25 protein-coding genes are annotated in these 25,730 nt (G+C 32.2%); 19 read left to right on the top strand and 6 right to left on the bottom strand.

Annotated features, from left to right (window positions below):
* Nucleotides 1-9: 9 nt before the first annotated feature.
* The 6 genes from ABDH49_04415 (at nt 10) to ABDH49_04390 (ending at nt 5,145) form a co-directional block, all read left to right on the top strand.
* On the top strand, nt 10-744 hold the full coding sequence (locus tag ABDH49_04415; GenBank protein ID MEN3046209.1) for a ZIP family metal transporter: 735 nt from the start codon (nt 10-12) through the stop codon (nt 742-744).
* A 105-nt stretch (nt 745-849) separates the two neighbouring features.
* The gene (locus tag ABDH49_04410; protein ID MEN3046208.1) at nt 850-1,179 is read left to right on the top strand and encodes a hypothetical protein; all 330 of its coding nucleotides are present in this window, start codon (nt 850-852) and stop codon (nt 1,177-1,179) included.
* Between the two features lie 116 nt (nt 1,180-1,295).
* Entirely contained in the window at nt 1,296-2,144 is an 849-nt protein-coding gene (locus ABDH49_04405; GenBank protein MEN3046207.1) for a hypothetical protein, read from the top strand.
* A 395-nt stretch (nt 2,145-2,539) separates the two neighbouring features.
* Entirely contained in the window at nt 2,540-3,469 is a 930-nt protein-coding gene (locus ABDH49_04400) for a hypothetical protein (protein MEN3046206.1), read from the top strand.
* A gap of 21 nt (nt 3,470-3,490) precedes the next feature.
* Complete coding sequence (locus ABDH49_04395; protein ID MEN3046205.1) at nt 3,491-4,360, top strand: metal ABC transporter substrate-binding protein; 870 nt, start codon at nt 3,491-3,493, stop codon at nt 4,358-4,360.
* A complete protein-coding gene (locus tag ABDH49_04390) occupies nt 4,357-5,145 on the top strand; it encodes a metal ABC transporter permease (GenBank protein ID MEN3046204.1) in 789 nt (262 codons plus the stop codon). The genes ABDH49_04395 and ABDH49_04390 overlap by 4 nt, the downstream gene beginning before the upstream one ends.
* A 15-nt stretch (nt 5,146-5,160) precedes the next feature.
* Here ABDH49_04390 and ABDH49_04385 read toward each other — a convergent pair whose 3' ends face one another.
* The 6 genes from ABDH49_04385 to ABDH49_04360 all read right to left on the bottom strand — a co-directional run bounded on the left by ABDH49_04385 (nt 5,161) and on the right by ABDH49_04360 (nt 12,767).
* A complete protein-coding gene (locus ABDH49_04385; GenBank protein MEN3046203.1) occupies nt 5,161-5,874 on the bottom strand; it encodes an ABC transporter ATP-binding protein in 714 nt (237 codons plus the stop codon).
* Nucleotides 5,874-7,355, bottom strand: coding sequence for a transglutaminase domain-containing protein (locus tag ABDH49_04380; protein MEN3046202.1), 1,482 nt, complete (start codon nt 7,353-7,355; stop codon nt 5,874-5,876). Before ABDH49_04380 ends, ABDH49_04385 begins: the two co-directional genes overlap by 1 nt.
* On the bottom strand, nt 7,337-8,116 hold the full coding sequence (locus ABDH49_04375; GenBank protein MEN3046201.1) for an enoyl-CoA hydratase-related protein: 780 nt from the start codon (nt 8,114-8,116) through the stop codon (nt 7,337-7,339). Before ABDH49_04375 ends, ABDH49_04380 begins: the two co-directional genes overlap by 19 nt.
* Before the next feature lie 65 nt (nt 8,117-8,181).
* Nucleotides 8,182-9,585, bottom strand: a complete 1,404-nt coding sequence (locus ABDH49_04370) for an HD domain-containing protein (protein MEN3046200.1) — start codon at nt 9,583-9,585, stop codon at nt 8,182-8,184.
* 2 nt (nt 9,586-9,587) lie between these two features.
* Complete coding sequence (locus ABDH49_04365) at nt 9,588-10,343, bottom strand: hypothetical protein (protein ID MEN3046199.1); 756 nt, start codon at nt 10,341-10,343, stop codon at nt 9,588-9,590.
* A gap of 18 nt (nt 10,344-10,361) precedes the next feature.
* A complete protein-coding gene (locus ABDH49_04360; GenBank protein MEN3046198.1) occupies nt 10,362-12,767 on the bottom strand; it encodes a TonB-dependent receptor in 2,406 nt (801 codons plus the stop codon).
* Between the two features lie 145 nt (nt 12,768-12,912).
* Between ABDH49_04360 and ABDH49_04355 the strand changes: the two genes are divergently transcribed.
* Genes ABDH49_04355 through ABDH49_04295 form a run of 13 tightly spaced genes read left to right on the top strand, consistent with a single transcriptional unit; the run spans nt 12,913 to nt 25,727 of the window.
* Complete coding sequence (locus ABDH49_04355) at nt 12,913-13,353, top strand: division/cell wall cluster transcriptional repressor MraZ (protein ID MEN3046197.1); 441 nt, start codon at nt 12,913-12,915, stop codon at nt 13,351-13,353.
* Entirely contained in the window at nt 13,322-14,209 is an 888-nt protein-coding gene (gene rsmH, locus ABDH49_04350; protein MEN3046196.1) for a 16S rRNA (cytosine(1402)-N(4))-methyltransferase RsmH, read from the top strand. Before ABDH49_04355 ends, rsmH begins: the two co-directional genes overlap by 32 nt.
* Entirely contained in the window at nt 14,206-14,427 is a 222-nt protein-coding gene (locus ABDH49_04345) for a hypothetical protein (protein MEN3046195.1), read from the top strand. The genes rsmH and ABDH49_04345 overlap by 4 nt, the downstream gene beginning before the upstream one ends.
* Nucleotides 14,414-15,919, top strand: coding sequence for a penicillin-binding protein 2 (locus ABDH49_04340; protein MEN3046194.1), 1,506 nt, complete (start codon nt 14,414-14,416; stop codon nt 15,917-15,919). The genes ABDH49_04345 and ABDH49_04340 overlap by 14 nt, the downstream gene beginning before the upstream one ends.
* Complete coding sequence (locus ABDH49_04335) at nt 15,897-17,366, top strand: UDP-N-acetylmuramoyl-L-alanyl-D-glutamate--2,6-diaminopimelate ligase (GenBank protein ID MEN3046193.1); 1,470 nt, start codon at nt 15,897-15,899, stop codon at nt 17,364-17,366. Before ABDH49_04340 ends, ABDH49_04335 begins: the two co-directional genes overlap by 23 nt.
* Complete coding sequence (gene murF, locus ABDH49_04330; GenBank protein MEN3046192.1) at nt 17,347-18,633, top strand: UDP-N-acetylmuramoyl-tripeptide--D-alanyl-D-alanine ligase; 1,287 nt, start codon at nt 17,347-17,349, stop codon at nt 18,631-18,633. The genes ABDH49_04335 and murF overlap by 20 nt, the downstream gene beginning before the upstream one ends.
* Nucleotides 18,623-19,699, top strand: a complete 1,077-nt coding sequence (gene mraY / locus ABDH49_04325) for a phospho-N-acetylmuramoyl-pentapeptide-transferase (GenBank protein MEN3046191.1) — start codon at nt 18,623-18,625, stop codon at nt 19,697-19,699. Before murF ends, mraY begins: the two co-directional genes overlap by 11 nt.
* On the top strand, nt 19,696-20,952 hold the full coding sequence (gene murD / locus ABDH49_04320; protein ID MEN3046190.1) for a UDP-N-acetylmuramoyl-L-alanine--D-glutamate ligase: 1,257 nt from the start codon (nt 19,696-19,698) through the stop codon (nt 20,950-20,952). Before mraY ends, murD begins: the two co-directional genes overlap by 4 nt.
* Entirely contained in the window at nt 20,934-22,028 is a 1,095-nt protein-coding gene (locus tag ABDH49_04315; protein ID MEN3046189.1) for an FtsW/RodA/SpoVE family cell cycle protein, read from the top strand. The genes murD and ABDH49_04315 overlap by 19 nt, the downstream gene beginning before the upstream one ends.
* On the top strand, nt 22,010-23,041 hold the full coding sequence (locus tag ABDH49_04310) for a UDP-N-acetylglucosamine--N-acetylmuramyl-(pentapeptide) pyrophosphoryl-undecaprenol N-acetylglucosamine transferase (protein ID MEN3046188.1): 1,032 nt from the start codon (nt 22,010-22,012) through the stop codon (nt 23,039-23,041). The genes ABDH49_04315 and ABDH49_04310 overlap by 19 nt, the downstream gene beginning before the upstream one ends.
* Nucleotides 22,984-24,390, top strand: coding sequence for a UDP-N-acetylmuramate--L-alanine ligase (gene murC / locus ABDH49_04305; GenBank protein ID MEN3046187.1), 1,407 nt, complete (start codon nt 22,984-22,986; stop codon nt 24,388-24,390). Before ABDH49_04310 ends, murC begins: the two co-directional genes overlap by 58 nt.
* A complete protein-coding gene (gene murB / locus ABDH49_04300; protein ID MEN3046186.1) occupies nt 24,374-25,258 on the top strand; it encodes a UDP-N-acetylmuramate dehydrogenase in 885 nt (294 codons plus the stop codon). The genes murC and murB overlap by 17 nt, the downstream gene beginning before the upstream one ends.
* Entirely contained in the window at nt 25,248-25,727 is a 480-nt protein-coding gene (locus ABDH49_04295; GenBank protein ID MEN3046185.1) for a hypothetical protein, read from the top strand. Before murB ends, ABDH49_04295 begins: the two co-directional genes overlap by 11 nt.
* Nucleotides 25,728-25,730 lie beyond the last annotated feature (3 nt).

The raw sequence follows: 25,730 nt of genomic DNA, 5'->3' as shown, positions 1-25,730 counted from the left end.
AAGGCAAAGATGGTGCTTATAAGTGTAATAATTTCTACGACTCTTGTAAGTTTGATATCGCTTATAGGAGTAATTTTTTTAATTTTAAAAAGAGAAATCTTTGCCAAAATAATATTTTTTCTTATATCGCTTGCAACAGGAGCTTTGCTTGGTGGTTCCTTAATTCATCTTTTACCACATTCGCTTGAGAAAATTGAGCCTTTGGTAGCTTCTTGGCTTTTTATTCTTGGATTTGTTTTCTTTTTTATGTTAGAGAGAATATTTAGATGGAGACACTGTCATGAATTAGGATGTGAAGTACACCCTGTAACTTATTTAAGTCTTATTGGTGATTCTCTTCATAACTTAATAGATGGGGTAATTATTGCAACTTCGTTTCTAGTGGATATAAAGTTTGGTATAGTTACGACCTTAGTAGTTTTAGCTCATGAAGTGCCACAGGAACTTGGAGACTATGCGATTTTGATTTTTGGAGGGGTGTCTAAGGAGAAAGCACTTTTTTTAAATTTTTTGACAAGTATTACAGCAGTTATTGGTGGGATTTTTGGATTTTTTTTCTTTAAAGAATCAAATTTAATTTATTACCTATTACCTTTTGTGGCTGGTAATTTTTTATATATATCAGCATCAGACCTTGTTCCAGAACTTCACAGTGAAAGAGACTTTAAAAAATCAATAAATTCGTTTTTTCTTTTTATTGCTGGTATTTTCATAGTATTTGCCCTAAAGTTAATCTTTGAATAAAAAGTCATCGATTGCAAATTAAATTTTTCTTAACTTAAAATCGGATTATATTTTTAAAAGTGGGAGAAGGGGCAAAATAAAATAAAAAGAAAAGGAGGGTAAAATATGAAGAAAATTTTAGCTATAATAACTTTAATAGGCTTCGTATCCTGCTATAATATCAAATTTGTTGCCCCACCTCAATCAGATGTAAAAGTTATGAGCGAAGTTGATGTGGGTAAAGTAAAGGTATCAAAAAAGGTATGGTTTATTCTTTATGGTCTTGTTCCACTTACAGATAATTCAACAGCAGATTTAATAGCAAAGTATAATTTAAAAAATGTAAAAGCGAGGTGTTATATGGATGCCGTTGATGTAGTGATTGGTTTAATCTTAGGTTACTTCACGATCGGAACATTCACAATAGAGGTCGAAGGTGAACCACAAAGTAAATAAAATCTAATAAATAAAAATAAATTTTGGGCCCTTTCTCCCACTTAATTTGAAAAGATTTTAATTATGGATTTAAAATTAAAGAACCGTTCGATTCGGGTTAAAAACAGTATAAAAAAATGAAAAAAGTGTTTCTACTAGGTGGCATAATAATAGGTCTGGTGTTACTTTACAACTGTAAAAAGGAGAAAAAGACAGAACCAAAGCCTCAGACACAACTGAATCAACAAACTGCACAAGCAATCGCCCCTATTGTTGCTCAAGGATTTGGATTTCTTATCTATACGATGTTTGAACCTGATACGTTAACTATTTCACCCTTTGGAAAAATAGGAGCAAATAAGACTCCTTGCGTAGAAATATCTGGAGACACCACTGACTCAGATGGAGACGGTTATTTTAAAGATGCTAAAATGACTTATAACTGCACAGTTCAATATCCGGACGATCCAAATTCTTCACTTGTTTTCAGCGGAGAATTCATAATAAAGGATAAAGACGATAACGACTCTACATCAGGTTTTTATATCGAGGTTAACAATTTTGAATTTAAATTTATTCAAGGAAATACACCACAATATACTATCAGGTCAAATTCTCGTTACGACATAGATAAAATAGGAACAGATTTTTCTGGCCACATTTATTATGAGTATAAATTCATCACTACAGAAGAAATTTCATGGTCAATAGACCTTGACATTGACTACACTCCGGATAATCCTGGTGAACCATGGGTTGCTGGAACGTTTAACTATGCTGCAGACTTTGAAATTAAATATGCAGGAGTTACTTATGCTCTAAGAGTAATAGGTGAAGATTTACATTTTGATGAAAATAAAGACTGCGAATACCCTGATAGAGGTAAAGTTAAAGTAACAGACGGTCACAACTACATTACTATAACATATAGCTGCAACAGCTACACTGCCGATTATAACGGAGTACCAATTGCACTAGCCCGCTAGAAAATAGATTAGAAAATGGGGTTCAACTCCCATCTTTTTAAACCTTAAAAATCTTTATAAAACTAAAGCAAATTTTTTTACTAAAATTAACTTTTGTATGTTTAACATTTTTAAATTTTTCAAATCATAATCATTTTGAAACAAAAAGTGAAAATTGCAAACTTTGCGTATTAAACACTTTTCATTCTGAGCAAACAAAAAAAGAAGAAATAGTAATTTTTAACAATAAAAATAAAGAAGGATTTCTTAAAAATTCACTATTAAAAAATTTTGATTCTCAAAATCTATTTTGCCCTTTCTCAAGAGCCCCTCCTTCTCTCTTATAAAAATAACTTAATTTAACTTAATTTTACCAAAACCTTTTTATAATTTTTGATTTAAAAAAGGAGGTAGAAATGTTAAAAATTTTAGTTTTAACTCAACTTTTACAACCATACTTTAACCCCGAATTCGGGGGTGTACTATATTTAAAAATTCAAAAAAAGAGAGACACAATAAAAAATGATTTTTCCTTTGAATTCAATATAAAAGGAGCCATAGATCCATATTTCATCTTTTTCGGCTTTTTTCCATTAACCGAAGCAGGAATCGAGCTAGAAGAAGGATACGCTAAAACTTTAACACTACCCGTTGAAATCCTAATCGGAAAATTTAGAAGCAGATTCACAAGACTAAACACATTCCATCCACACTTTTATGACTTCCCCGAACTTCCCATGATGTATAAACACCTAACTTTAACTAAAGAAAACCATAATCACATCCACCCTCACCATGAAATAACTAACCACAAACATGAAGAAATAAGCGGACTTGGCATAGGCCTATCCTACATTTTCCCCTTCAAATTATTTATTGAACCGGGCATAGAAGTTTTTAAAGGTGATATAGGGAGATATGATAATTATATTGGTTACCTCCACTTTTCTAGCGAAATACCCTTTAATATAACCCTGTGGATATCTTCCTTTACAGGAATTAAAAAAGATACAATTAAATGGTTCGGAACAGAAATTGCTTTTAAAAGAATAAAACCAGGAGAAGAAAGATTAAGGGGCTTACTGATCACAGCTAGTTATTCTCAAAACGCTCACTTTAGATCTTTTTATTTTGATTTTGTCTTTAAATTTATACCTAGATGGAGAGTAGGTTATAGATTTGATTTCTTAGAAGAGGAAAATAAAGAACAAAGAAAAAATATGGCTATGGTTGACTTTAGCCCGACAGAGTTTTCAAGATTTAGAATAGGCTATGAGACAGAGGAGAAAAAAGTTTACTTTGAGTTTAATTTCAGTGTCGGCCCTCATGGTGCTCATCCCTTTTAAAAATTAAAAGAGGAGGAAACCATGACTACAATTTTTCTCTTTTCTACATTAAAAATTTTTGTAACCTTACCATGGATTGGATGGCTAACAAAAGAAATAGGAGGTGATAAGGTCTTAGTCTATACCTTAGTAGACGGAAGATCAGATCCACACAACATAAATACAAAACCAAGTATGATAGTCGAGATAAAAAAGGCTGATGTGCTTATTTATAACGGTCTTGACCTTGAAATAGCTTACCTGCCCTACCTAATTGAAAGAAGCGGTAATCCAAAAATAATGCCTGGGCAAAAAGGACACATAAACTTATCAAAATTTATTCCCGAAGTGATCGAAAAAATAGAAAGCCCTGTTACAAGAGCAATGGGCGATGTTCATCCGTTCGGAAACCCCCACTACCACTTTGATCCATTAAACCTTATCTACATAACTGATTCACTAACAAAGAGATTACAAGAATTAGATTATAAGAACAAGGAAATTTACATAAAAAATGGAGAAAAGCTGAAAAAAGAACTAAGCGACAGTTTAAATATTTGGCTTGACCGTTATAGCAATCTCAAAGGTAAAAAATTTGTAAGTTATCATAAACTCTATGAGTATACAGCAAAAAGGTTTGGGTTCTACTTTGTAGACTATATTGAACCTAATCCCGGTATTCCACCTTCAGCTCACCATATTAAGAATCTAGTAGATAAAATAAAAAGTGAAGGGGTTTCTCTTATAATAACCTCAGTTTATTATGATAAAAAGGCTCCACAGAAAATTTCAGAACTAACAGGTGTGGATTATGTAGTGCTTCCACATGACATAAATAGCTTTGATAACATTAAAAATTACTTTGATCTTATGAGGGAAATTCTGAACGTTTTGAACAAATCAAAAAAATGATCGATATACTTTTACCTATATTAATCTCATCGTTTATACTCGTGGGAATTCATACGTATTTTGGTATTCATATCTTAAAAAGGGGAATTATCTTTGCTGACCTTGCCATTGCTCAAATAGTGGCAATGGGTGTTGCCTTCGCTTTTCTTTTCAATCTAAATCACTTCTTTTCTTCCTTACTTTTTGGTCTATTGGGCTCAGTTCTTTTATCTACATATAGAACCTATGATAACAAGACTATACAGGAGGCACTTATAGGAATAAGCTACGTTGCTGCTACAGCCCTTACGATCCTTTTTTTAGAAAAAGCTCCCCACGGAGAAGAGGCACTAAGAGAACTTTTCTCAGGCAGTCTCCTTTGGATTACCTATAGTAAACTCCTTAAAATATTTTTTTTCTACCTTTTAATAGGCCTCCTACACCTTTTACTTTGGAAAAAATTCCTAAATCTATCAGAAGGTAAAGAAAAGAATCTATTACTTGACATTTTATTTTTTTCTACCTTTGCTTTCGCCGTCACTCACTCTGTTCAAACGGCAGGTGTCCTACTTGTTTTTTCTTTTCTTATAATTCCCCCTCTTATTTCAACTCTACTTTTTAAAAACTTTATTTACAAACTTATTTTTGGATGGACAATAGGTATCTTATCTTCAGTGCTCGGTGCTGTTATCTCTTACATCCTTGATATTCCCACAAGCCCTGCCATCGTAACAGTGCTTACAATTTTTCTCGGTTTCTTTACTATTTTTAATATGTTTAAAAAAAAGAAGGAAGTTTACCTCTAATCTAATTAAAAATTTTTAAGCAACGATTTTGATAAAAGCTTCTTCTAAAGAAACTGAATTAGTCTCTTTTTTCAAATTTTGAGGTGAGTCCTCCCTAAAAATTTTGCCACCAAAGATGATACCAACCCTATCACAAAGCTCCTCGGTAAAAAATAAAGAGTGCGTAGCAAGTAAAGTCGATTTCCCCAATTTTTTACGCTCTATAAGATGCTTTTTGAACCTGTAAACCGATACAGGATCTAAGGCTGTAATAGGCTCATCTACAATAAGAAGCTCAGGATCATGTAAAAGAGCCGATGTAATAGATATTTTTTGCTTCATACCATAAGAATAAAACCTTGACTGAGTATCAATCCAACTTTCCATATCAAACAGTTTTGAGTAGTAAGCTATTCTCTCTTTTATATATTCATCTTCTAACTTATAGAGCCTTGCTGTATAAAGCAGATGCTCGTAACCTGAAAGATAGGGATATACAAAGGGATTGTCAGGCACAAAACCTAAGTTTTTTTTAAAATCATCAAATCTTTCTATTACTCTTTCCCTAAAAAAAATCTCTCCATCATCAGGTATCAGAAGGCCCGTTATTATCTTCAGGGTCGTTGTTTTACCTGAACCGTTTGGACCAATAAGACCGTAAATTTCACCCTCATTTATCGTTAAATTAATCGGTCCAAGTTGGAATCTTTCGAACTTTTTTATTATGTTTGATAACTTAAGAAGAAACATTATTTTAGCTCTATTACTTCTATTTTAATTTTTCCAACAACTGCCATAACGTCTGCCTGCTTTTCTACTCCGCCAAGCTTTAACATTATATGAAGGGGATCTGCTGGAAATTGGCCAAAAGTGGGATCTACAAATATCCACTTATCAAGATAAATAGCATTCCAGGCATGATAATAAAAGTAGCCCTCTGTAAAAACAAGTCCTACAGCTATTTCAGAGGGAATCCCCAAAGCTCTTGCTGAAGCTGTAAAAAGAACTGAATGCTCATTACAATCACCCTTTTTCATCTTTAAAACATCCAGAGCCGAAGGAAAAGACACAACTGCTTTTTTCTCAAGATAATTATATACATAAAAAGTTAAGTTTTTAGCAGCCTCTTTGTAATTAGAAAAAGTTTTAGCTCCCTTTTTAGCAAAATCAATAATAAGAGGATCATCAGATTGAATAAAAGCAGATGGTTTTAAATACTTTGAAACACCTGTAGTGTCGATCTTAGAAACGTCCCTCACTTCATCTTTAAAAGTCTCTATCACTACATAATCCTCTCCTTTCTCTAAAATCCTTTGTGAAGCAAGCTCAATATCTAATGCAGATAAATCTATGTTACTTAAACGATAAACAGCTCTTTTATAGTTATCTCTCTTTGATTCGTCTATCTTTTTTCCTTCAGGCTTAACTGCAAATCTAAGAAGAATATTTAATGGTCTACCCTCTATCTTAACTGCCTCATCTGGGCTTTCCCTTAAAAAAACCATTTGAGGCTGAGTTTCTTGACGTAAAATTCCCTTTTCATCTAACCACACATCGGTAACAAGCACTGAAACCTTCATCCTATAGTGATCAGCCAAAATTTTCTTTCCCTTATAATCAACTTCCGATTTACCTAAATATTCCACTACTCCCTTTTCCATTTTAAAAGTGGTTGGATCAAAATAAGAAAATTCCATTTTGTTCTTTATTTTGCCCTCCTCTATTAACTTTTCAAGTGTCACAGGAAGTTGTGAAATCCCATGAACATCAAGAGTTAGATCTCTTTTAAATTCAGGAGTTTCAACATTAAGAAAAAGTTTATCCTTTTTAAAAAAACCTCTTACTTTCATTTTCTGTTGTAGGGACTCTAAAATAAAATCAAAATTCTTAGGAGTGTAGTTCTCATCAGTATTAACTATAGTTGTGGCAAAAAGCTCTTGAACTTGACCAAGTTGGATAACCTTTAAGTACATTTTTTGATAGATCTCTCTTGTTTTCTCTTTTCTTTTTAGCCGCGTATAAGCATAACCTACCTTTTTATCTCCCACATAAACACCCATCCATAGTTCATCTGTTTTTTCGTAGCCAAATATCGCTTCCTCTGTCGGAATTTTCTCAAGCTCTTCCTCTTTTACTATATAGGGGGCAGTTCCCGGCTTTAAATAATAAAAAAGTAATATTAAAAAAATTATTCCTAAAGCTGTAATAATAACTAATCTTCTTTTTGCCATTTTGCCTTCCTTTTTTCTAAGAATGCTTCGATTCCCTCTTTAGGTTCACCGGTTGAAAAAACAAGTCCAAAGCTTTCAGCTTCGTAACTGGTTGCAGTTTTAAAAGTTGAATCAATTCCCCTGTTAATAACTGACTTTACAAGTCTTATCGCCGTTGGACCCATTTCAAGAATCATCTTGACAAGCTTTTCAGCCTCCTCGATATGCTTATCTTTTTCAGCAAGAACCTCAGCAAAACCCCATTCATAAGCCTTTTCTCCAGAAATCATCTCACCTGTATAAATCATCCACTTTGCTCTGCCAATACCAATAAGTCTTGAGAGCCGTTGAGTTCCGGCAAATCCAGGTATAAGACCAAGTTTTACTTCAGGTTGACCAATTTGTGCATCCTTTGTTACAACTCTTAAGTCACAGGCAAGGGCAAGTTCACAGCCTCCGCCGAGAGCGTATCCATGAATTGCTGCAATAATGGGTATTTCGGCATTTTCAATATTTTGAAGAACATTTTGACCCTTTAAGGCAAACTCTCTTGCCTCTATCGAGTTAAAATCTTTCATAACTTTTATGTCAGCACCAGCACAAAAAGATTTACCCTCTCCTGCTATTATTATAGCTCTCTTTTCTTTATCTTTAGAGATACTTAGAACTGCGTTTTCTAACTCTTCTAGTAGTTCCGGAGACAAAGCATTAACCGGTGGTCTTGATAGAAAAATTATAGCATATGATTTTTTATCCTCAATTTTTAAATATTTATATTCCATAGCAAAGCGTTTTAAAAAAGGAAGGAATCGAACCTATTGAAAGTTAATTATATATCTTTAAAAATTTATCGCTCAATATAATTTTTCTTAACAAACTCTAAGGCTTCCTCTTTTGTTTTTAAAATTCCCTCTGCTCTCAGTTCTTCTACTTCGTTTAGAATCACTTTAAAAATGGGGCCAGGTTTCAGACCAAGATCAATTAGATCATATCCATTAATCAAAGGTTTTAACTTTTCTCTTTCGCTCTCTAATTTGAATTCATGTATGTTTTTTAATAGTCTCTTAAGATAACTGGAGTCTTTACCCGGTGGAGTTGCCCTAAAATCGGCGTATGCGTGAACTATAAGTAAAAGCCACAGATCTCCTACTTTTTTTAAATATCTGTAAATTGCCCTTTTCGTTATTTCTTCCTCTCTTCCGAGTAGATGAGGATACATATGGAAATACACCATATCTCTTAACTTTCTTGAAAACTTTTCTGAGAATCTCATCTCTTTTGCCCATCTATAAGCTATATTAGCACCGATTCTATCGTGCCCAATAAACCTTGTTCTATCTCCCTCTTGAGTCCTTGTTAAAGGCTTCCCTACATCATGAAAGATTATAGAAAGAAAAAGCAAGACTCTATTTTCAGGATAAAATATCTCTTCTACATAATTCTCGTATTCTCCAAAAAAAGTTTTTTTGTAATTTTTATAGAACTTTTCTAAATAATAGACACAGTTTAGCGTATGCTGGAGAATATCAAGAGATCTATTCTTGTAGATCTGAAGACAGCCCTCCATACTCTTTAGTTCGGGAATTAAAACAAAAAGTAAACCTGTTTCTTTAATTTTAAGCAGAGTCTTATGAATAATTTTTCCCTCAGAAAAAATTAAGAAAAGTTCTTTGTTTATTCTTTCTCTTGCCGATTGAACAATTTTATCACTATTTTTCTTTATAAATTCCAGCGTATCTTCATCTATCTCATAATTTAAGGTTGCCATAAATCGAAAAGCTCTTAGCATTCTCAAGGGATCCTCTATAAGATTTTCTCTTTTAACTGCCCTTACTATCCTATTTTTTATATCATTTAAGCCGCCCGTAATATCAACTATAGACTTATCCTTGTATTTTAATGCTAATGAATTTATTGTAAAATCCCTCTCTAAAAGATCGTAATTAATATCTTCTTTTATCTCCTTTATATCGAGCGTAAAGTTTTTATTAATAATTACTCTCCACTCCTTCTCTTTTTTGTCAAGTAAAATATAAGAGGCTCCTATTTTTTTTGAAAGATCCCTTATCATAATCTGAGGATCAATGGGAACTAAAACATCAAGATCTTTTATTTCATTCCTGCCAACAAGGAAATCTCTTAAAGCTCCACCAACTATATAAAAATCAATTTCTCTATCTACAAAAAATTTAATTACTTCGTTAAATGGGGAACGATTTAAAAAATTTATAAAATTCTCGAAGTTTCTCAAGTTTAATTCTTATATAAAGATAAAGAAAGAGAGAAAGACGAACCTAAAAAGGGATGTACCCTGTAAAAACCCTCTAAAGAAACAAAACCAGGAGTAATACCAAAGCCTACACCTATAATTTTTTCTTCACTTCTTAAACCACCTCTTAAATAAAAGGATTCTAAAAGATTAATTTTAAAACCTATACTGTATGTAAAGGGATGGTCTTCCTCAGATATAAGATCAAAGAAAAACTCTAGAGCTTTATGAGTAACTCCAAAGGATAGAGCAAAAAGTGAAGGGATATGAGTTTTATATTCTTTAGACCTATAAAAATTCCTTGTAAAAGCACCTACTTTAATATCAAAAGGAAAATAAAAAACTGTACCAAAATCCAAAGAAGGTTCGTTATGACTTATAACTTCAGGGATATAAAGTGATAGTAACTTGAAATTTGAACCAATTGAAAAAAGACTATTTTTATAACTTAAAGATAAAATAATTAAATCTTCTCTATAGATTTCTTCACCAAAATGCGAAAAACCTAACCCCCACCTTAACTTAAAAAGGGAAAAAGAAATGGCAGATTCAAAAAAGTTTATAGGTAAACCTTCATAAGGTTTTGCATAAGAAAATGCAAAAGATAATTTTTCTGGTAGTAGCGCAGGTTGATAAAAGACTGCAAAAGGAGAATTGTTAACTGAAATGTGAGAACCAATCATAACTTGGGGCGATAATGGCCTCTCAGGAAAAAGAAGCGAAATTAGAAAAAATAGCATAAACAATTATAAGAAAATCTAATACTCCATTTCTTCTAAAATTAGTCTTTCTTCATTTTCTCTCTTTTTTCTTTTTTCATAACTCATACTATTTAAATTATAGGTGAGAGCAAAATAGAGTATAGGGGTCTTGGGATAAAACCCCTGGACAAAAGAATAATTTACACCTTTCCCCCTAAAAATATGATAAGATGACGAAAAAAGATCTTTTATTTGTACGCTCAAAATAAACTTTCTCTTAGCAAAAAAACTTTGAAAAGAAACATCTAGAGAATAAACTCTACTTCTTTCTCCTTGGGGAGTCTTGGTAGGACTCTCATAATTAAAATTTAACTGAATTCTTACATTTCTCGTGATGAAGGAGTTAAGATTAAATTTAAAGTTATAGTTAAAAGATTCCCTCGTGAACTCTTCATTAAACAAATTACCTCTTTGTTTTGAATAATAGATATCATAAAGTAAACTGAGATTTAAAAACCTAAAGAGGGAAAGATCGTAAACAAGCTCAAATCCTAAGGATCTTGAACTTCCCGTGTTATAGTTTGTCATCATGAAAACAGAGTCATTATAGGGCACTCTTACCATATGCATATTGTTATAAACATTTCTAAAATAAGACTCTAAAGTTAGACTTCCCTTTAAAAACGGCAGTAAAGTGCCAAATTCGTAGCTATCAATATATTCAGGTTTTAATTCTGGATTTCCCTTCCTTACATTGTAGGGGTCAAGCCAGGTAACAAAGGGCTCAAGCATAAAACTCCTTGGTCTTCTTATCCTTCTTGTATAACTTGAGTTCAATTTAATATTTTCTTTTAAATTGTGAGATATATGGATCGTGGGGAAATAATCCCATCTTTTAAGTGTATAATTGAATGAACTATCTTTTAAATTTATTCTTCTATCGGTAAATTCTTCTCTAAAGCCTATCTGAAAAGTTGTTTTAGAAAAATTGCCTCTAATTAGAAAGTAGGGAGCAAAAACTATATCACTATAAGAAACCTCTTTTTTGGAACCTTTTGTCAAGAGAAAATTATCACTCAGTGTGTCGTAAATAAGAAATTTATTGATGTCTTTGGATCTAGAAAATTCGCCTTCTAAGCCTACTTCAAGTCCTGTATTTTTGAATATATTTTGATTATAGTTTAACCTTGTGGCTAATCTTTCAGAAGGACCACTTTCCTCTGATTTATAACCATCAAGAATTTTCCCATCTAAGCCTTTTTTGAAAGTTTCGGTGTATTCCTCACCCCCTCTAAAGCTATAAGATAAATCAAATAAAAATTCTTTTTCAGACTTCAGTTTTGTTTTATCATAAATAGATGTCTCAACATAGGGACTTTTCCTTCTATGATCAGTTTCTGTCACAAAAAGTAGAGAAGTTCTATTTATATCAAAGTAATTTGAACTATGAGTATTATGCATAGACCATTCTCCAAGTGAAATGCTAAAACCTAACGTATTATTCTTAAAAAGATACTCTAAGCCTGATCGTAATCCAAAGGGAGAATGACCTCTTGTATATTCACCTTTAGAAAAGAAAGTCCTATTATTTAAAGTCCTTTCAAACTCAATAGAATTGAGAAATACCCTCCTGTTATAGTTTAGAGAGACATAAAAGTTTAAATTGTTAAAATTTTTGTTTACAAGAATATCTCCACCGTAATTTTTGAACATCCCAAAATTTAAATTTGAAATTATGTTAAAATCTTCACTTTTTTCTCTTTTAAGTACTATGTTTATAATTCCTGCCGTTCCCTCAGGATCATATTTAGCCGAGGGATTTGTGATTATTTCTATTCTATCAACTAAATTAGCAGGAATTTGCTGCAACAAAATAGAGGGCTGAACCGCTGTTTTTCTTCCATCTATAAAAACTTGGAAATTTTCACTTCCTCTAAAGGTAACATTTCCCTCAACATCTACATTTATGGAGGGAACATTTTTTAACACATCAAGAACAGACCCAGCCCGAAAAGTTTGGAGTTCACTAACATTTATAACCTTTTTATCAACTTCAAATTTTAGAGGAATAGGATCAACCCTAGTCTCAATTGGCTCTGTTTCATAATAGGTAGCCTCCAATTCTATCTTACCAAGATCTATAACAGAATCACCTTGATTTACCCTAAGATCAGATATTACCTTTTGTTTATAACCTACAAAGTCAAACTTTAAGGTGTAAATACCTGGGGATATACCATCGAAAAGGAAAAAACCCTTCTCATCTGCAAGAACACCTTTTAAGATCTTATCTTCATTTTTTCTATAGATGAGACATGTAGCATAAGAGAGAGCCTGCTTTGTTTTTGAATCTATAACGTATCCGTATACAACAGAACCCCTTTTTAGATTTTGCTTAGGAATATCAAAAGAAAAAAGAACTGAAACAGAAAACAAAACTGAGAAAAATTTAATCCTCTTCATTAAATAAAGACGAAAAAATTAAAGACAAAGTTCCATGTTTTAAAGTTTTCCACACAAATTTCCACAAACTTATCCACATTTTAAGGAAAAACTTGACATTTATAGGCTCTAAACATATAATAATTGTGTCAAAAAGTGGGAAAAAGTGTCCAGAAATAACAGAATAAATCCGGTTGATCCAAAGGGAAGAGTCTCGGTTCCCCATGATCTTCGGAAAATGCTTACTCCAGAGGGGGACGGAAAAATAATATTGACAAGAGGACCTGATGGATGTATATGGATATTTTCTGAGAAGGAATGGAAAAATTTTGAAACAGCCCTAAGAGAAAGAGGTATTGGAGATCTTAAAAATAGAAATCTTATTAGACTTTTAACAGGTGACGCAGTTGAAACTGAATTCGATAGTCACGGAAGAATCTTGTTGCCAGGACACTTAGCTGAATACGCAGGTATAAAAAAAAGTTGTAGATTTGTTCGAATGTTCGCATGGATTGAAATATGGGATCCTCAAAGGTATGAAGAAACTGTCGAAAAAATAAAAGATGAAATAAACTATGATGAATACCTCACTAACCTTAAATTCTGAAATTAAAATTCATCCACCTTGCATGACAAAGGAAATTATTGAAATCCTTGAACCCTACAAAAGAAAAGTAATCGTTGATGCTACATTTGGAACAGGGGGACACTCGTTAGAAATTATAAAAAATACAAAGGGAAACCTTTTTGCCTTTGAAGTAGACCCCTTCCTCTACGAAAGAGCCAAAAAGATCTTAAAAGAATTTGAAAATACTAAGATATTCAATAAAAGCTTTACCGAAATTCCAAATGTGCTCAAAGAAGAAAAAATAGAAAAAATTGATGGAATCATCTTTGATTTTGGAGTATCTTTTTATCACATCTCATCCTCAAAAAGGGGCTTTTCCTTCAAAAAAAATGAAATCCTCGATATGCGTTATAATCCCTTAGTAGATGAACCACTATACAAAAAAATTAAAAAATTAAACATAAGTGAGCTAGAGGACATACTTAAAAATTATGGAGAATTAAAAAATTATAAAAAGATAGCGATCAACATTTTTAAAAAATTAAGGGCAAGGGAAATAAAGTACACGGAGGAGCTCAACGAGGCAATTCTCGATAAAATAAGGGGAAATAAAGAAAAAATCCTTCAGAAGGTTTATCAGGCATTCAGAATCTGGATAAACGATGAAATAAAAAATATACAAACTGTCTTTTCCTTCTTACCACAGATAATTGAAAAGGGGGGAAGAGTAATTTTCCTATCCTACCACTCAATAGAGGATAGACTCGTAAAGAATTTTCTGAAAAATAAGGAATTTAAAATTTTAACCAAAAAACCACTTTTACCAACCGAAGAAGAAATAAAATTAAAACCAAACTGCAGGTCATGTAAATTGAGGGCTGCTGAAAAACTATGAAAGGAAAATTCAAGAAAACTAAAATAATTCTGCTTTTGTTTATGTATATTCTGTTTTTACTCTTTTTAAGAGGAAAAGTCCTCGAAAAATCAAGAGAGGTTTATAAGAAAGAAAGAGAAATCCTTGAACTCTACCATAGAACTATAAATGCCAAAATCGAATTTTTTAATGCACTCCTAAATAAGCAAGTAGAAGAAAAAAGCTATGCGGGGAGATAATAGAAAAATACCGATAAGAACTAAGTTTTACAAACAATTAATTCTCTTTTCTTTCTTATTAATATTTTTTAAAGCCTCAAACTTAGGTCTCTCTCCAGCAAGCGAAGTTTATAAAAGGGAAGGTAATAAAGTATTTATTAAAATAAGAACAATTAAGGGAAAAAGGGGAGAAATCTACGATAGGAACTTAATCCCTCTAACCCTTACCTTGCCAGATAACTACGACTGGAAAAGAAAATATCCCTTTGGTTGGATAACAAGTAACTTAATAGGCTTTGTAAACATCGACAACGAAGGAGTTGAAGGAATTGAGTTTGAATTTAACAAAATCTTAAAAGGAAAAGACGGTAAAATTGAACTTTTTAGAACAGCTGACGGTAACTATACTGTGCTACCTGAAAGTAAAATCATTCCTCCCCAAAATGGAAGTGATATCATTCTTACAATAGACATTAAGATTCAAAAGATTTGCTCCGAAGTTCTTAAGGAGTATGCTCTAAAATACAGGGCAAAAAAGGGCTGGGTTACGGTGTTAAATCCTCAAAACGGAGAAATCCTAGCCCTTTCTTCTTATCCCTTTTTTGATCCCGAAAACTTTTATAACTACACCGACGAAAACTACAGAAATAATAACGTGCAGTACCTATTTGAACCTGGCTCTGTCTTTAAAGTCCTTACTGCCATATTCGCAATAAGACATTCAAAAATTAAAATTGATGAATTATTCGATGTATCTAAACCTATCGTTATAAAAGACGTAATCATAGAAGATCCTGAAATTGAAAAAAAGAAGAAAAATGAATTCACAATTGAAGACATCATTGTCTATTCGTCTAACATAGGAATATCAAAGATATCTGAAAGGTGTAATACAGATGAACTTATAAACTTTGCCAAAAAATGTGGATTCGGCACTCCTACAGGTATACTTTTTCCAGGAGAGGGTAAAGGTTTAATAAAGAAGAAGATGAATAAAGTAGACCTTTTATCATTTTCTTTTGGACAGGGCTTACTTGTTACACCACTTCAGATCGCTCTTTTTTATTCAGCTATTGCTAACGACGGCTACCTCCTTCACCCCATCATTTTAAAGGGCATAACTAAAGAAAATAAATTTAAAGAATTTAGAAGTAAAATTGTCGTTAGAAAAATTTTTGATAACAGAGAAATATACATCATCAAAAATTTCTTAAGAAAAGTTGTAGAAAAAGGAAGCGGGAAAAAGGCAAAAATAGAGGGATTAAGTATATGTGGTAAAACTGGAACCTCCCAAAAAGTGATAAACGGAAAATACTCAAAAGAGTTATCTGTAATGAGCTTTGTTGGCTTTTATCCACAAGAAAACCCAAATTATTTAATCTACATTGGACTAGATGAACCACAGAATGTGAGATTCTCATCCGAGATTATACCAGAAATGTTTAAAAAAATAGTGGAAAATATAGAAGCTATAAACGGAGAAAATATCTATGAAATTGGGGGAGCTATTTAAATCCTTAAATGGTGAATTTTTGAACTATAAAGAGATAGAAGTTGAGGGAATTGCTGAAAACTCTAAGGAAGTGAAGAAAAATTATATATTTGTAGCTCTTCCTGGACTTAAAACACACGGTAAAAACCATATTGATGAAGCAATTAAAAACGGAGCCATTTGTATAGTAACAGATGAGAAATTCGAAAACCTTAACATAACTCAGTTTATCACAGAAAAACCCCTTGAAGTAATGCACGAAATACTGAAAAGATTTTACGGAAAACCAGAATTCAAAATTATAGGTGTAACCGGAACAAACGGTAAAACAACAACAACAAATTTATTATCCTTTGTTTTTAGCAAAATGGGAATTAAAAATGGAGTAATAGGTACTTTAAATTCAAGAGTAGGAGAAAGGATTATATACCAGGGATACACAACTCCACCTTCTACACACCTATATAAAATTTTTCACGAAATGAATAAAGAAAAAATAGAGTACCTCTTTATGGAAATTACTTCCCATGGTTTAGAACAAAAAAGGATATATAACATAGAAATTGACGGGCTTATTTACACTGGCATTACTCAAGATCACCTTGACTTTCACAAGACTATGGAAAATTATTATAACGCTAAAAAGAAAGCCTTTAATCTTTTAAAAGAAGAAGCACCCTCAATAATAAACATCGAAAACATATATGGAAAAAGGGTTTTCGAAGAAATTGAACGTAAAAATAAAAAAAGTTACGGCATGTACCTTGAAAACCTTGACTATAGGGTTTTCATAAGATACTTATCAACAAACGGTATGGGACTAAAAATAGAATACGATAATAAAAAAGTAGAATTTGAGACAAAACTAATAGGCAAATTTAACGCTTACAACATATGTTCTGTGTTTGCTATTTTAAAAGAACTTGGATTTGATGAAGAAAGCTTTACAAAATATATGGGTGAATTCGAGGGAGTGGAAGGAAGACTGGAAAAGATAAAAACTAAGAGAGGATTTGACATATTTATAGACTATGCCCATACACCAGATGCTATTGGAGCTGTTCTTGAAACTCTAAGGAGTTTACAGCCAAGAAGAATCATAACTATCTTCGGAGCTGGGGGCAATAGGGACAAGGAAAAAAGACCACTAATGGGACGAATAGCAGCAGAATTTTCTGATATTGTAATTATAACAACTGACAACCCAAGGTTTGAGGATCCAATTAAAATAATAGAAGACATAAAGTCAGGAATACCAGAGGGTGAATTAAACAAAGTTATAGTCATAAGTGATAGAAAAAAGGCAATAGAAAAGGGAATTGAAATAGCTGAAGAAGGGGATCTGCTCCTTGTTGCAGGAAAGGGACATGAAGAGTACATGGAAGTAAAGGGCGAAAAAATTCCCTTCAAAGATAAAGATGTAGTACTTGAAATCTTAAAGGAAAAAAATGAAAGAACTGATAGATGAAATTTTAAAAGATCTTAAAGCCGTAAAGATAAACTCTCAAGAAGTTGAAAAAGATGACATCTTCATTGCTCTTGAGGGAGAAAAAACTCATGGTGCCTATTTTTATAAATCCGCACTAGAAAGAGGAGCTAAACTCTGTATATTACCTGAAGAATTTAAAGATAAAGTTGACCTTAAAGACAGAGTAATATTTGTTAAAGACACACTGAAATTTTTAATGGAACTTGCAAAGAGAAAAAGAGAAGAATTTAAGGGAAAAGTAATAGGAATAACAGGAACAGTGGGAAAAACTACACTTAAATTCATGCTCTCTCACATAATGAACAAAAATAATAGAAAAAATTATCCTTCACCAAAAAGCTATAATAATTTTATTGGAGTTTCTCTAACCTTCCTTAATGCACCCCCAGATTCAGAGTATATAGTTGCTGAGGCAGGAATAAACAGGGAAGGAGAGATGGAGGTGCTTTCTGGTATTATTAAACCAGACATTGCTATAATAACAAAAGTAGGACCCGGACATCTTGAAGGTCTTAAAAGCATAGCAAAGGTTGCAGAAGAAAAATTTAAAATCGCTAAGGATATTCCATCTACTGGATATCTTGTTATTAACAAAAATATACCTTTTTTAGAAAAACTTAAAACAAAGGCAAGGATAGTTTACTTTGAACTCGATAGTAAAAACGCAATATGGGATAATGAGAAATTTATATATAGTGGAGAATTTGAAATATCTCTAAGTGTTCCAAGTTTTGGCATGATGGAAAACGCTATTGCTGCCTTTAAAACTGCTACTATACTAAAACTCGAAACCTATAAAGATATTTTCTCAGATTTCAAATTTCCAGATTTAAGAATGGAAATTATTAAATACAAGAATGCCTTAATTATTCTTGACTCTTATAATGCAAATCCTCTTTCTATGGAAGATACCATAAAAACAGGTACGTTCTTTAAGAAAAAAGAAAAATACCTATTCATGGGTGATATGTTAGAGCTTGGGGAATACTCAGAAGCTTATCATAGAGAAATTGCCCGTTTACTTAAATCCAAAAATTATAACGCTGTCTTCACAATCGGAGAAAACTCAAGATTTACTTTTGAGGAAGCACAAAAGGTAGGACTCTACTCCATCCACTTTGATAACAGAGAAAAAATGAGAGAAAAGCTGGTTGAGGTAACTCAGAGAGACTCACTTGTTATTATAAAAGGATCAAGAAAAATGGAAATGGAAAAAATTCTGGAGGGATTAAGAAATGATACTTGAATTCATTTATCCCTTAAAAGTTTACTTTTCCCCCTTTAATCTTTTAGGTTACGTTACATTCAGAGCAGCTTATGCCGCAGTTACATCTTTTCTTTTAACTTTAATTTTAACGCCCTATTATATAAAGCTCTGTTACAAATATAACCTTAGAGAAAATATTAGAGAAGATGTTCCTACAGAGCATAGAAAAAAAGAAGGTACTCCCACAGCAGGTGGAATAATCATTGTTATATCTGTAATTTTATCTCTTTTAATCTGGGGAGATTTAAGAAATATATTTTTATATGCAACTATTTTCCCCTTTGTGGGCTTTTCTTTAATTGGATTTCTCGATGACCTAACAAAAAGAAAAAAGAAAAAAGGTCTTAGACAGGTGCCTAAGTTTATTCTACAGGTCATCTTAACACTACTTACTCTTTCATTTTACTTTTTCCTTTTTAGTCCTGACATAAGATTTAAAACACAAATGCTATTTTTCAAAAATATCTTGATACCTCTTGGACTTTTCTATCCTTTCTTTCTTTTTTATATGTATCTTGGCACAATAAATTCAGTAAATTTAACAGATGGACTTGATGGACTTGCAGTAGGAGTATTGGCTCCAATAATTTTTGCTTATACAGTTCTTGCTTACACCGGTGGACATGCTAAAATCGCAGATTACCTTAACATACTTTTCATTCCAAAATCCTGGGAATTAACTGTATTTGGGTCTGCCCTCTTGGGTTCAGTAGTAGGCTTTCTATGGTTTAATTCACATCCTGCTGAAATATTTATGGGTGATACAGGATCCCATGCCTTAGGGGCAGGAGTTGCATCTATGGCAGCACTCACTAAGCAAGAGCTTTTACTTCCCATAGCAGGTTTTGTTTTAGTAATTGAAGCAATGAGTGTAATAATACAAGTTGTATCTTATAGAAGGTTCGGCAAAAGAGTTTTTCTAATTGCACCAATTCATCATCATTTTGAGAAAAAAGGTTTACCTGAATCTAAAATTGTTGTAAGATTTTGGATACTTTCTCTTGTTTTCTCTTTAATTGCAGTAAGCACTCTTAAAATAAGATGAAAGTAGCCATATGGGGTTTCGGTTCATCGGGAAAATCCGTATATTCCTTCATGACAAAAGAGGGCTATAAACCATTTATTATAGACAAAAAGTTAGAGAATGAACACCTTATACCACTTTTTGATAAAATAGTTCTTTCTCCGGGTATTCCTTTAAATAGCGTAAAATTAAAAAATCTAATTGAAGATGAAAAAACTATTATTCCTGAGCTTGAATTTGGTTATAAATTAATAAGAGGAGAAATTGTTGCTATAACTGGAACTAATGGGAAAACAACAACATCCTATCTTGTATATAGCATATTAAAGGAATTCTTCAAAGATAAAAAAGTTTATCTCTGTGGTAACGTAGGAAAGCCAATAACAGATCTTTATTTAAGAGAAGGAATTTTTGTAATGGAGGTATCAAGCTTTCAACTTCAATTTATTAAAAGGTTTAAACCTAACATAGCCTGTATTTTAAACATTTCCGAAGATCACCTTGACTCTCATAGTTCTTTCGAAGAATACAAAGAAGCTAAATTAAAGATATTCAAAAATATGGATGGAAACGGTATTTTAATAATAAATCAGGATGATGAAAATTTAAAAGATATAAAAGCAACCAGCGTTAAAACACTGCGCGTCTCTCTTTATGAAAAAGTAAGAGGCGTTTATTACTCAAAGGACAAATTTGTGATAAGTTTAGATAACATAGAGGAGAAAATAGAGGATCGATTTGAAAAGTTTATTGGGGAGGGAAATAGGTACAACATTGCCTTTGCGATTTTAGTTAGTTTTCTGTTAGGTGTTGATAAGGAAAATATAATTAATGCGTTAAGTAAGCTTGAACCTTTACCTCACCGCCTTGAGCCTGTAAAAAAAGAAGATGATATTCTTTGGATAAACGATTCAAAATCAACAAATCCTCACTCAGTTTTATACGCTTTAAAATCATTCAATAGTAAAAACATAATACTTATACTGGGCGGTAAGAATAAAAATATAAGTTTCAGAATAATTAAAGAAGAAGTTAAGAATAAAGTAAAAAAGATAATCCTGTACGGTGAGGCTAAGGATTTTCTTGAGAGTGACTTAGGTGGTATCAAAGAGATGTTTAAGGTAAACACTGTAAGAGAAGCTGTAATAAAGGCGAAAGAAGTGGCAGAAAGAGGTGATATTATTCTTTTCTCTCCAGGTTTATCAAGTTTTGATCAATACAAAAACTATGCACAAAGAGGCGAGGATTTCAAAAAATGGGTGAGAGAAATTTAATATTTTTTGTCCTTACACTCTCGCTTCTTTCATTTATCTTCTTATTTTCATCTAGTTTTTATTCTTGGATATTTGTAGGAGAAGAAATTTTCTTCGAAGATCTTATGAAAATTATATCAAGAAATATCTTGAATGTAATTTTCTTTCTAATTGGTCTTATATTCCCCATAGCTATCTTTAAAAAATTTAGATTTTTCATAGCCTGGACCCTTTTGATTTTACTTTCAGTGCCTATAATATTAGATATCTCAATAAAAAATACTCACAGGTGGTTAACCATTGGAGACTTTACGCTCCAGCCCTCTGAAATTTTTAAAATTGGCTTTCTACTTCAGATGTCTCACTTTTTAAGTGAACCGTATAACCTATTAAAGTTTATAGGAACAATTTTCTACATACTCCTCTCAATTTTTTTACTATACAATATTCCCCACTTTTCTATGATAATTTCAATAATTTTTGTAACTTTTTCCCTACTTTTTATAAACGGTGTCAAACTGAATCACCTTCTTTTGCCACTTTCTATCTCCCTTTTAATTATCATAGCTTTACTTAGCCTTAAAAGAGGATATGTAATAAGTCGAATAGAGAAACACATGAGTGGGGAGACTGTTTATCAGGTAAAACAGGCAAAGATAGCTATTTCAAGAGGGGGTATCTTAGGGGTAGGAATAGGTAAGGGAAAGATTAAGTATAAGTTTTTACCTGAAGTATCAAAGGACTTCTTATTCTCTCATATAGCCGAAGAAACAGGCCTCCTTGGCGTCTTTATTTTAATTCTAATATATTCTTTGATAATTAAGACTCTTTTTGATAGTGCAATTTTAATAAGTGATGAATTTTATAGAAATTTTCTGTTTGGAACAGGGCTTTTTATATTCTTTAACGTTTTTGTTCATATATCAGTAAATCTAGGCTTATTACCGGTTACAGGAGTTCCTCTTCCTCTTTTATCTTACGGTGGTTCTTCTGGAATAACCTATTCTTTTCTTCTAGGAGTCTCCCTTAACATCATCAAAAGTGAGGTAGGTCACAGCAAAGAGGAGAATTTCGTGCTATGGTCAAGGTTTTCATAGTTACAGGTGGAACAGGCGGTCACATCTTTCCTGCTATAGAGGTAAGAGATTTTCTTGAAAATATGAAAATAAAAACTTATTTAATTATCTCACCAAAAGCTCATTTTAATAAGAAAATAGCTTACGACTATAAGTTTGATTCTGCTCCCTTAGAGTTAAAAAACATAACTCATTTTCTTTATAACCTATATAAAATTCTAAAGAGTACAGTTTTTGCCTTTTATTTAATCTTAAAACTAAGACCCAATTTTATATTCGTATTTGGGAGTTATGCTTCTTCTCCCTTTTTTGTACCTTCTCTTATAACAGGAAAAAAAATCTTTGTATTTGAACAGAATTCAATTCCAGGGCTTATAACAAGATTTTTCAGTAAGTTCGCCCATAGAATTTTCATCAGTTTCAGAGAAACCGAAAAATTCCTAAAAAAGAAATGTATATTCCTTGGAAATCCGATAAGAGAGTTAAAAGAAATTCCAAAAGAAGAGGCTCGAAAAATTCTAAGGATTCCCGAAAACAAAGAGACTGTTTTATTTTTAGGTGGAAGTCAAGGTGCAAAAAAACTTATAGAACTTTCTTACCTATATTCAAAATTAAAAGATGGTACTGTTTTAGTTATGGCTGGTAAGCTCTTTGACGAATATAGGGAAAAGCTAAAAGGCGAAAATTTCTTCCTCTTTCCTTTTAGAGATGATATAGAGATTTTTTACTCAGCTTCTGACATAGTAGTATCAAGAGCAGGATCCGGTGCAGTCTTTGAGATATTAAAATTAAAGAAAAAAGCCATTTTTATTCCCTACCCCTATGCAAAAGACAACCATCAATACTACAACGCCCTTTTTGCAAAAAATTACGGAACCCTTAAAGTAATAGAAGAAGAAAAGATCGATCCTAACACTTTAAAAAACGAAATAGAGGATCTTTTGAAAAAGAAAGATGAATTTAAAGAATTACCAAATTGGAAAGAAGTTTTAAAAAAGGAGCTAAAGATATGCTTTTCATCCATACCGGAATAAGAAGAATTCATTTTGTAGGCATAGGCGGAGCTGGTATGTCAGGTCTTGCAGAAGTACTAAAACTTCTCGGTTTTGAAATAACAGGAAGTGACATTAAAAAAAGTGAAATTACACAGAGACTCGAATCTCTCGGAATTAAAGTTTTCTATGGACATAGAAAAGAAAATATAAATAATCCAGATCTTGTAGTTTATTCTTCTGCGGTACCACTTTCAAACATAGAAATTAAAGAGGCAAAATCTAAGGGAATTCCAGTAATAAGACGCGCTGAAATGCTTTCAGAACTTACAAAAATAAAGTTCTCTATATGCGTTACTGGAGCCCATGGAAAATCTACAACTACAACGATGATATCAAACCTATTAAAAGATGCAGGACTTGAACCTACTTTTATAGTTGGTGGAATAGTAAGGGGATTAGACACAGGAGGGGTATTCGGGTGGGGTCAATTTTTAGTTGCTGAGGCAGACGAATCAGATAAATCTTTCTTACAACTTTTTCCAAGCATAGGTGTAATAACAAACATTGACAAGGAACATCTTGATACTTATAAGACAATGAAAGCTTTAAAAAATGCCTTTAAAGAGTTTATGCTAAAGATACCATTTTATGGAGCGATAATTTATTGTGGAGATGATAAAAATTTAAGAAAACTTGCTCAATCAATTGAAAGGAAAAAAATAAGTTACGGTTTAAAAAAATCAAATGACGTTTACGCATATAATATAAACCTTAAAAAAGTGGGAAGTGAGTTTGAGGTTAGCATTAAGGGAGAAAATATAGGCAAATTTGAAATGAATATACCGGGTCTTCATAACGTATACAACGCATTAGCTACTATCTCAGTTGCCCACTTTTTAAGAATACCCTTTTATATTGTAAAAAGAACACTTTATGAATTTAAGGGGGTTAAAAGGAGATTTGAGTTTAAAGGAGTAAAAAAGGGAATAGGTCTTATTGATGATTACGCACATCATCCAACAGAAATAAGAGAATTTTTGAAAACAGCTCGTAATTTTTGGGAAGATGGAAGGCTAATAGTTATATTCCAACCTCACAGATACTCAAGAACAAAGTTACTTTGGAAAGAAATTGCCGAGAGTTTACAAGGTGCAGATGTTGTTGTAGTTTTACCTATATATCCAGCGGGAGAAAAAAGGATAAAAGGGGTTTCTCACAAACTTATTGTTGATGAATTAAGAAAAAAAGGGGTAGAGGTTATAGATGGAGAGAAAAATCTTAAAGAAAAATTGATGAAAATCGTAAGGGAGAAGGATCTCATATGTTCAGTTGGAGCAGGAAATGTTTATAAAATCGTAGAGGAGGTTTATAATGATATCCTTGGCTAATAAAATTTTGAAAAGAAAGGTAAATTTAAAAAATAAAAATACACTAAAAATTCATTCAGTTTGCTCATTATATGCTGAACCATCTAATATAGAGGAGATCTTGTATGTAATAAATTTTGCACAAAAAAGAGGTATACCCTATGCATTTTTAGGGGGAGGTTCAAACATACTCTTTCCAGATGGGTTTTTTGAGGCTCTAATAATTTCGACAGAAAATTTAAAGGAAATCACTTTAACTGATGACGGCGTGATAGTTGATGCAGGTGTAAAATTTTCAAAAATAATTCCTAAATTAAAGAAAGTAGAGATGGGAGGGCTTGAATTCACAGCGGGGATACCCGCAACAGTGGGAGGAGCAATTTGTATGAACTTAGGGAGCATGGGAAAAAGTATATCGGACTATTTAGATGAAATTTTTGTATATGAAAAAAATGGATTTAGAAGAATAAAGAAGAATGAGATTGAATTTTCATATAGAAAGGGCTACAAAGGGGGTTTAATAATAAGCGCTTATTTTAAACTTGAGAGAAAAAGCAGAGAAAAAATAGAAGAGGAAATTTTCTCTATTTTAAGTAAAAAGAAGCTAACACAGCCTCTTGAGTACCCTTCAGCTGGGTGTGTATTCAAGAATCCCTCAAAGGATAATCCTGCAGGTAAACTTATTGAACTTGCAGGACTTAAGGGATTCAGAGTTGGTGGAGCAGAAGTCTCGAGAAAACATGCAAACTTTATTATAAATGTAGGAAATGCAAAAGCTAAGGATATAAGGGAGATTATAAAAATAATCCAAGAAAAAGTTTACGAAAAATTTGGAATCTTGCTTGAAAGAGAAATTTTATATTTAGAGGAAATCCTCCATGAGGGGTAAAAGAAAATATATACTTTTAATTTTATTTCTATTCGGTTTTAAGAGGAACGAAAAAATCGGTGTGAGTTATCATGGTGAAATTTTAGCAAAATATGATGGAAACTTATTTTTAACCTCTAAAGGATTTTTATTAAAGATTAGTGATAAAAGAATTATCGATAGTTTATCTAAGAAGAACTTACCTGAGATTATCGGGGTGGATATGAGTAATGAACATGATAGCTTCAGGATGAATTCATTTTTATACCCGGTTTCGGAGTTACTAAAAAGGATAAAAGACACCGAAAGCAAGTTTTACTCTGAAATTAAGTATGTTGAACCACTTAAAATCTCAATTTATACACATAACGAAAAGTTAATTATATTTGGTCTTGGTAGATTTGACAAAAAAATAAGATATTTAACAGAAATAGAGGATTTTAAAGATACTTTGAACTTAGAAATTTTATCTTTTTTAGAACGGAGGTAAAAA

It is taken from the genome of Candidatus Hydrothermales bacterium, assembly GCA_039630235.1.
Classification (GTDB): Bacteria; Hydrothermota; Hydrothermia; order Hydrothermales; family JAJRUZ01; genus JBCNVI01.
Note: the sequence above shows the minus strand (reverse complement) of the source record. Positions and strands in the feature narration are given on the sequence as shown.

What these genes read in the sequence shown, in the direction of transcription:
- ABDH49_04415 (MEN3046209.1), top strand. Translation starts at nt 10, where the DNA reads ATGGTGCTTATAAGTGTAATAATTTCTACGACTCTTGTAAGTTTGATA.
- ABDH49_04410 (MEN3046208.1), top strand. Translation starts at nt 850, where the DNA reads ATGAAGAAAATTTTAGCTATAATAACTTTAATAGGCTTCGTATCCTGC.
- ABDH49_04405 (MEN3046207.1), top strand. Translation starts at nt 1,296, where the DNA reads ATGAAAAAAGTGTTTCTACTAGGTGGCATAATAATAGGTCTGGTGTTA.
- ABDH49_04400 (MEN3046206.1), top strand. Translation starts at nt 2,540, where the DNA reads ATGTTAAAAATTTTAGTTTTAACTCAACTTTTACAACCATACTTTAAC.
- ABDH49_04395 (MEN3046205.1), top strand. Translation starts at nt 3,491, where the DNA reads ATGACTACAATTTTTCTCTTTTCTACATTAAAAATTTTTGTAACCTTA.
- ABDH49_04390 (MEN3046204.1), top strand. Translation starts at nt 4,357, where the DNA reads ATGATCGATATACTTTTACCTATATTAATCTCATCGTTTATACTCGTG.
- ABDH49_04385 (MEN3046203.1), bottom strand. Translation starts at nt 5,874, where the DNA reads ATGTTTCTTCTTAAGTTATCAAACATAATAAAAAAGTTCGAAAGATTC.
- ABDH49_04380 (MEN3046202.1), bottom strand. Translation starts at nt 7,355, where the DNA reads ATGGCAAAAAGAAGATTAGTTATTATTACAGCTTTAGGAATAATTTTT.
- ABDH49_04375 (MEN3046201.1), bottom strand. Translation starts at nt 8,116, where the DNA reads ATGGAATATAAATATTTAAAAATTGAGGATAAAAAATCATATGCTATA.
- ABDH49_04365 (MEN3046199.1), bottom strand. Translation starts at nt 10,343, where the DNA reads ATGCTATTTTTTCTAATTTCGCTTCTTTTTCCTGAGAGGCCATTATCG.
- ABDH49_04360 (MEN3046198.1), bottom strand. Translation starts at nt 12,767, where the DNA reads ATGAAGAGGATTAAATTTTTCTCAGTTTTGTTTTCTGTTTCAGTTCTT.
- rsmH (MEN3046196.1), top strand. Translation starts at nt 13,322, where the DNA reads ATGATGAATACCTCACTAACCTTAAATTCTGAAATTAAAATTCATCCA.
- ABDH49_04345 (MEN3046195.1), top strand. Translation starts at nt 14,206, where the DNA reads ATGAAAGGAAAATTCAAGAAAACTAAAATAATTCTGCTTTTGTTTATG.
- ABDH49_04340 (MEN3046194.1), top strand. Translation starts at nt 14,414, where the DNA reads ATGCGGGGAGATAATAGAAAAATACCGATAAGAACTAAGTTTTACAAA.
- ABDH49_04335 (MEN3046193.1), top strand. Translation starts at nt 15,897, where the DNA reads ATGAAATTGGGGGAGCTATTTAAATCCTTAAATGGTGAATTTTTGAAC.
- murF (MEN3046192.1), top strand. Translation starts at nt 17,347, where the DNA reads ATGAAAGAACTGATAGATGAAATTTTAAAAGATCTTAAAGCCGTAAAG.
- mraY (MEN3046191.1), top strand. Translation starts at nt 18,623, where the DNA reads ATGATACTTGAATTCATTTATCCCTTAAAAGTTTACTTTTCCCCCTTT.
- murD (MEN3046190.1), top strand. Translation starts at nt 19,696, where the DNA reads ATGAAAGTAGCCATATGGGGTTTCGGTTCATCGGGAAAATCCGTATAT.
- ABDH49_04315 (MEN3046189.1), top strand. Translation starts at nt 20,934, where the DNA reads ATGGGTGAGAGAAATTTAATATTTTTTGTCCTTACACTCTCGCTTCTT.
- ABDH49_04310 (MEN3046188.1), top strand. Translation starts at nt 22,010, where the DNA reads ATGGTCAAGGTTTTCATAGTTACAGGTGGAACAGGCGGTCACATCTTT.
- murB (MEN3046186.1), top strand. Translation starts at nt 24,374, where the DNA reads ATGATATCCTTGGCTAATAAAATTTTGAAAAGAAAGGTAAATTTAAAA.
- ABDH49_04295 (MEN3046185.1), top strand. Translation starts at nt 25,248, where the DNA reads ATGAGGGGTAAAAGAAAATATATACTTTTAATTTTATTTCTATTCGGT.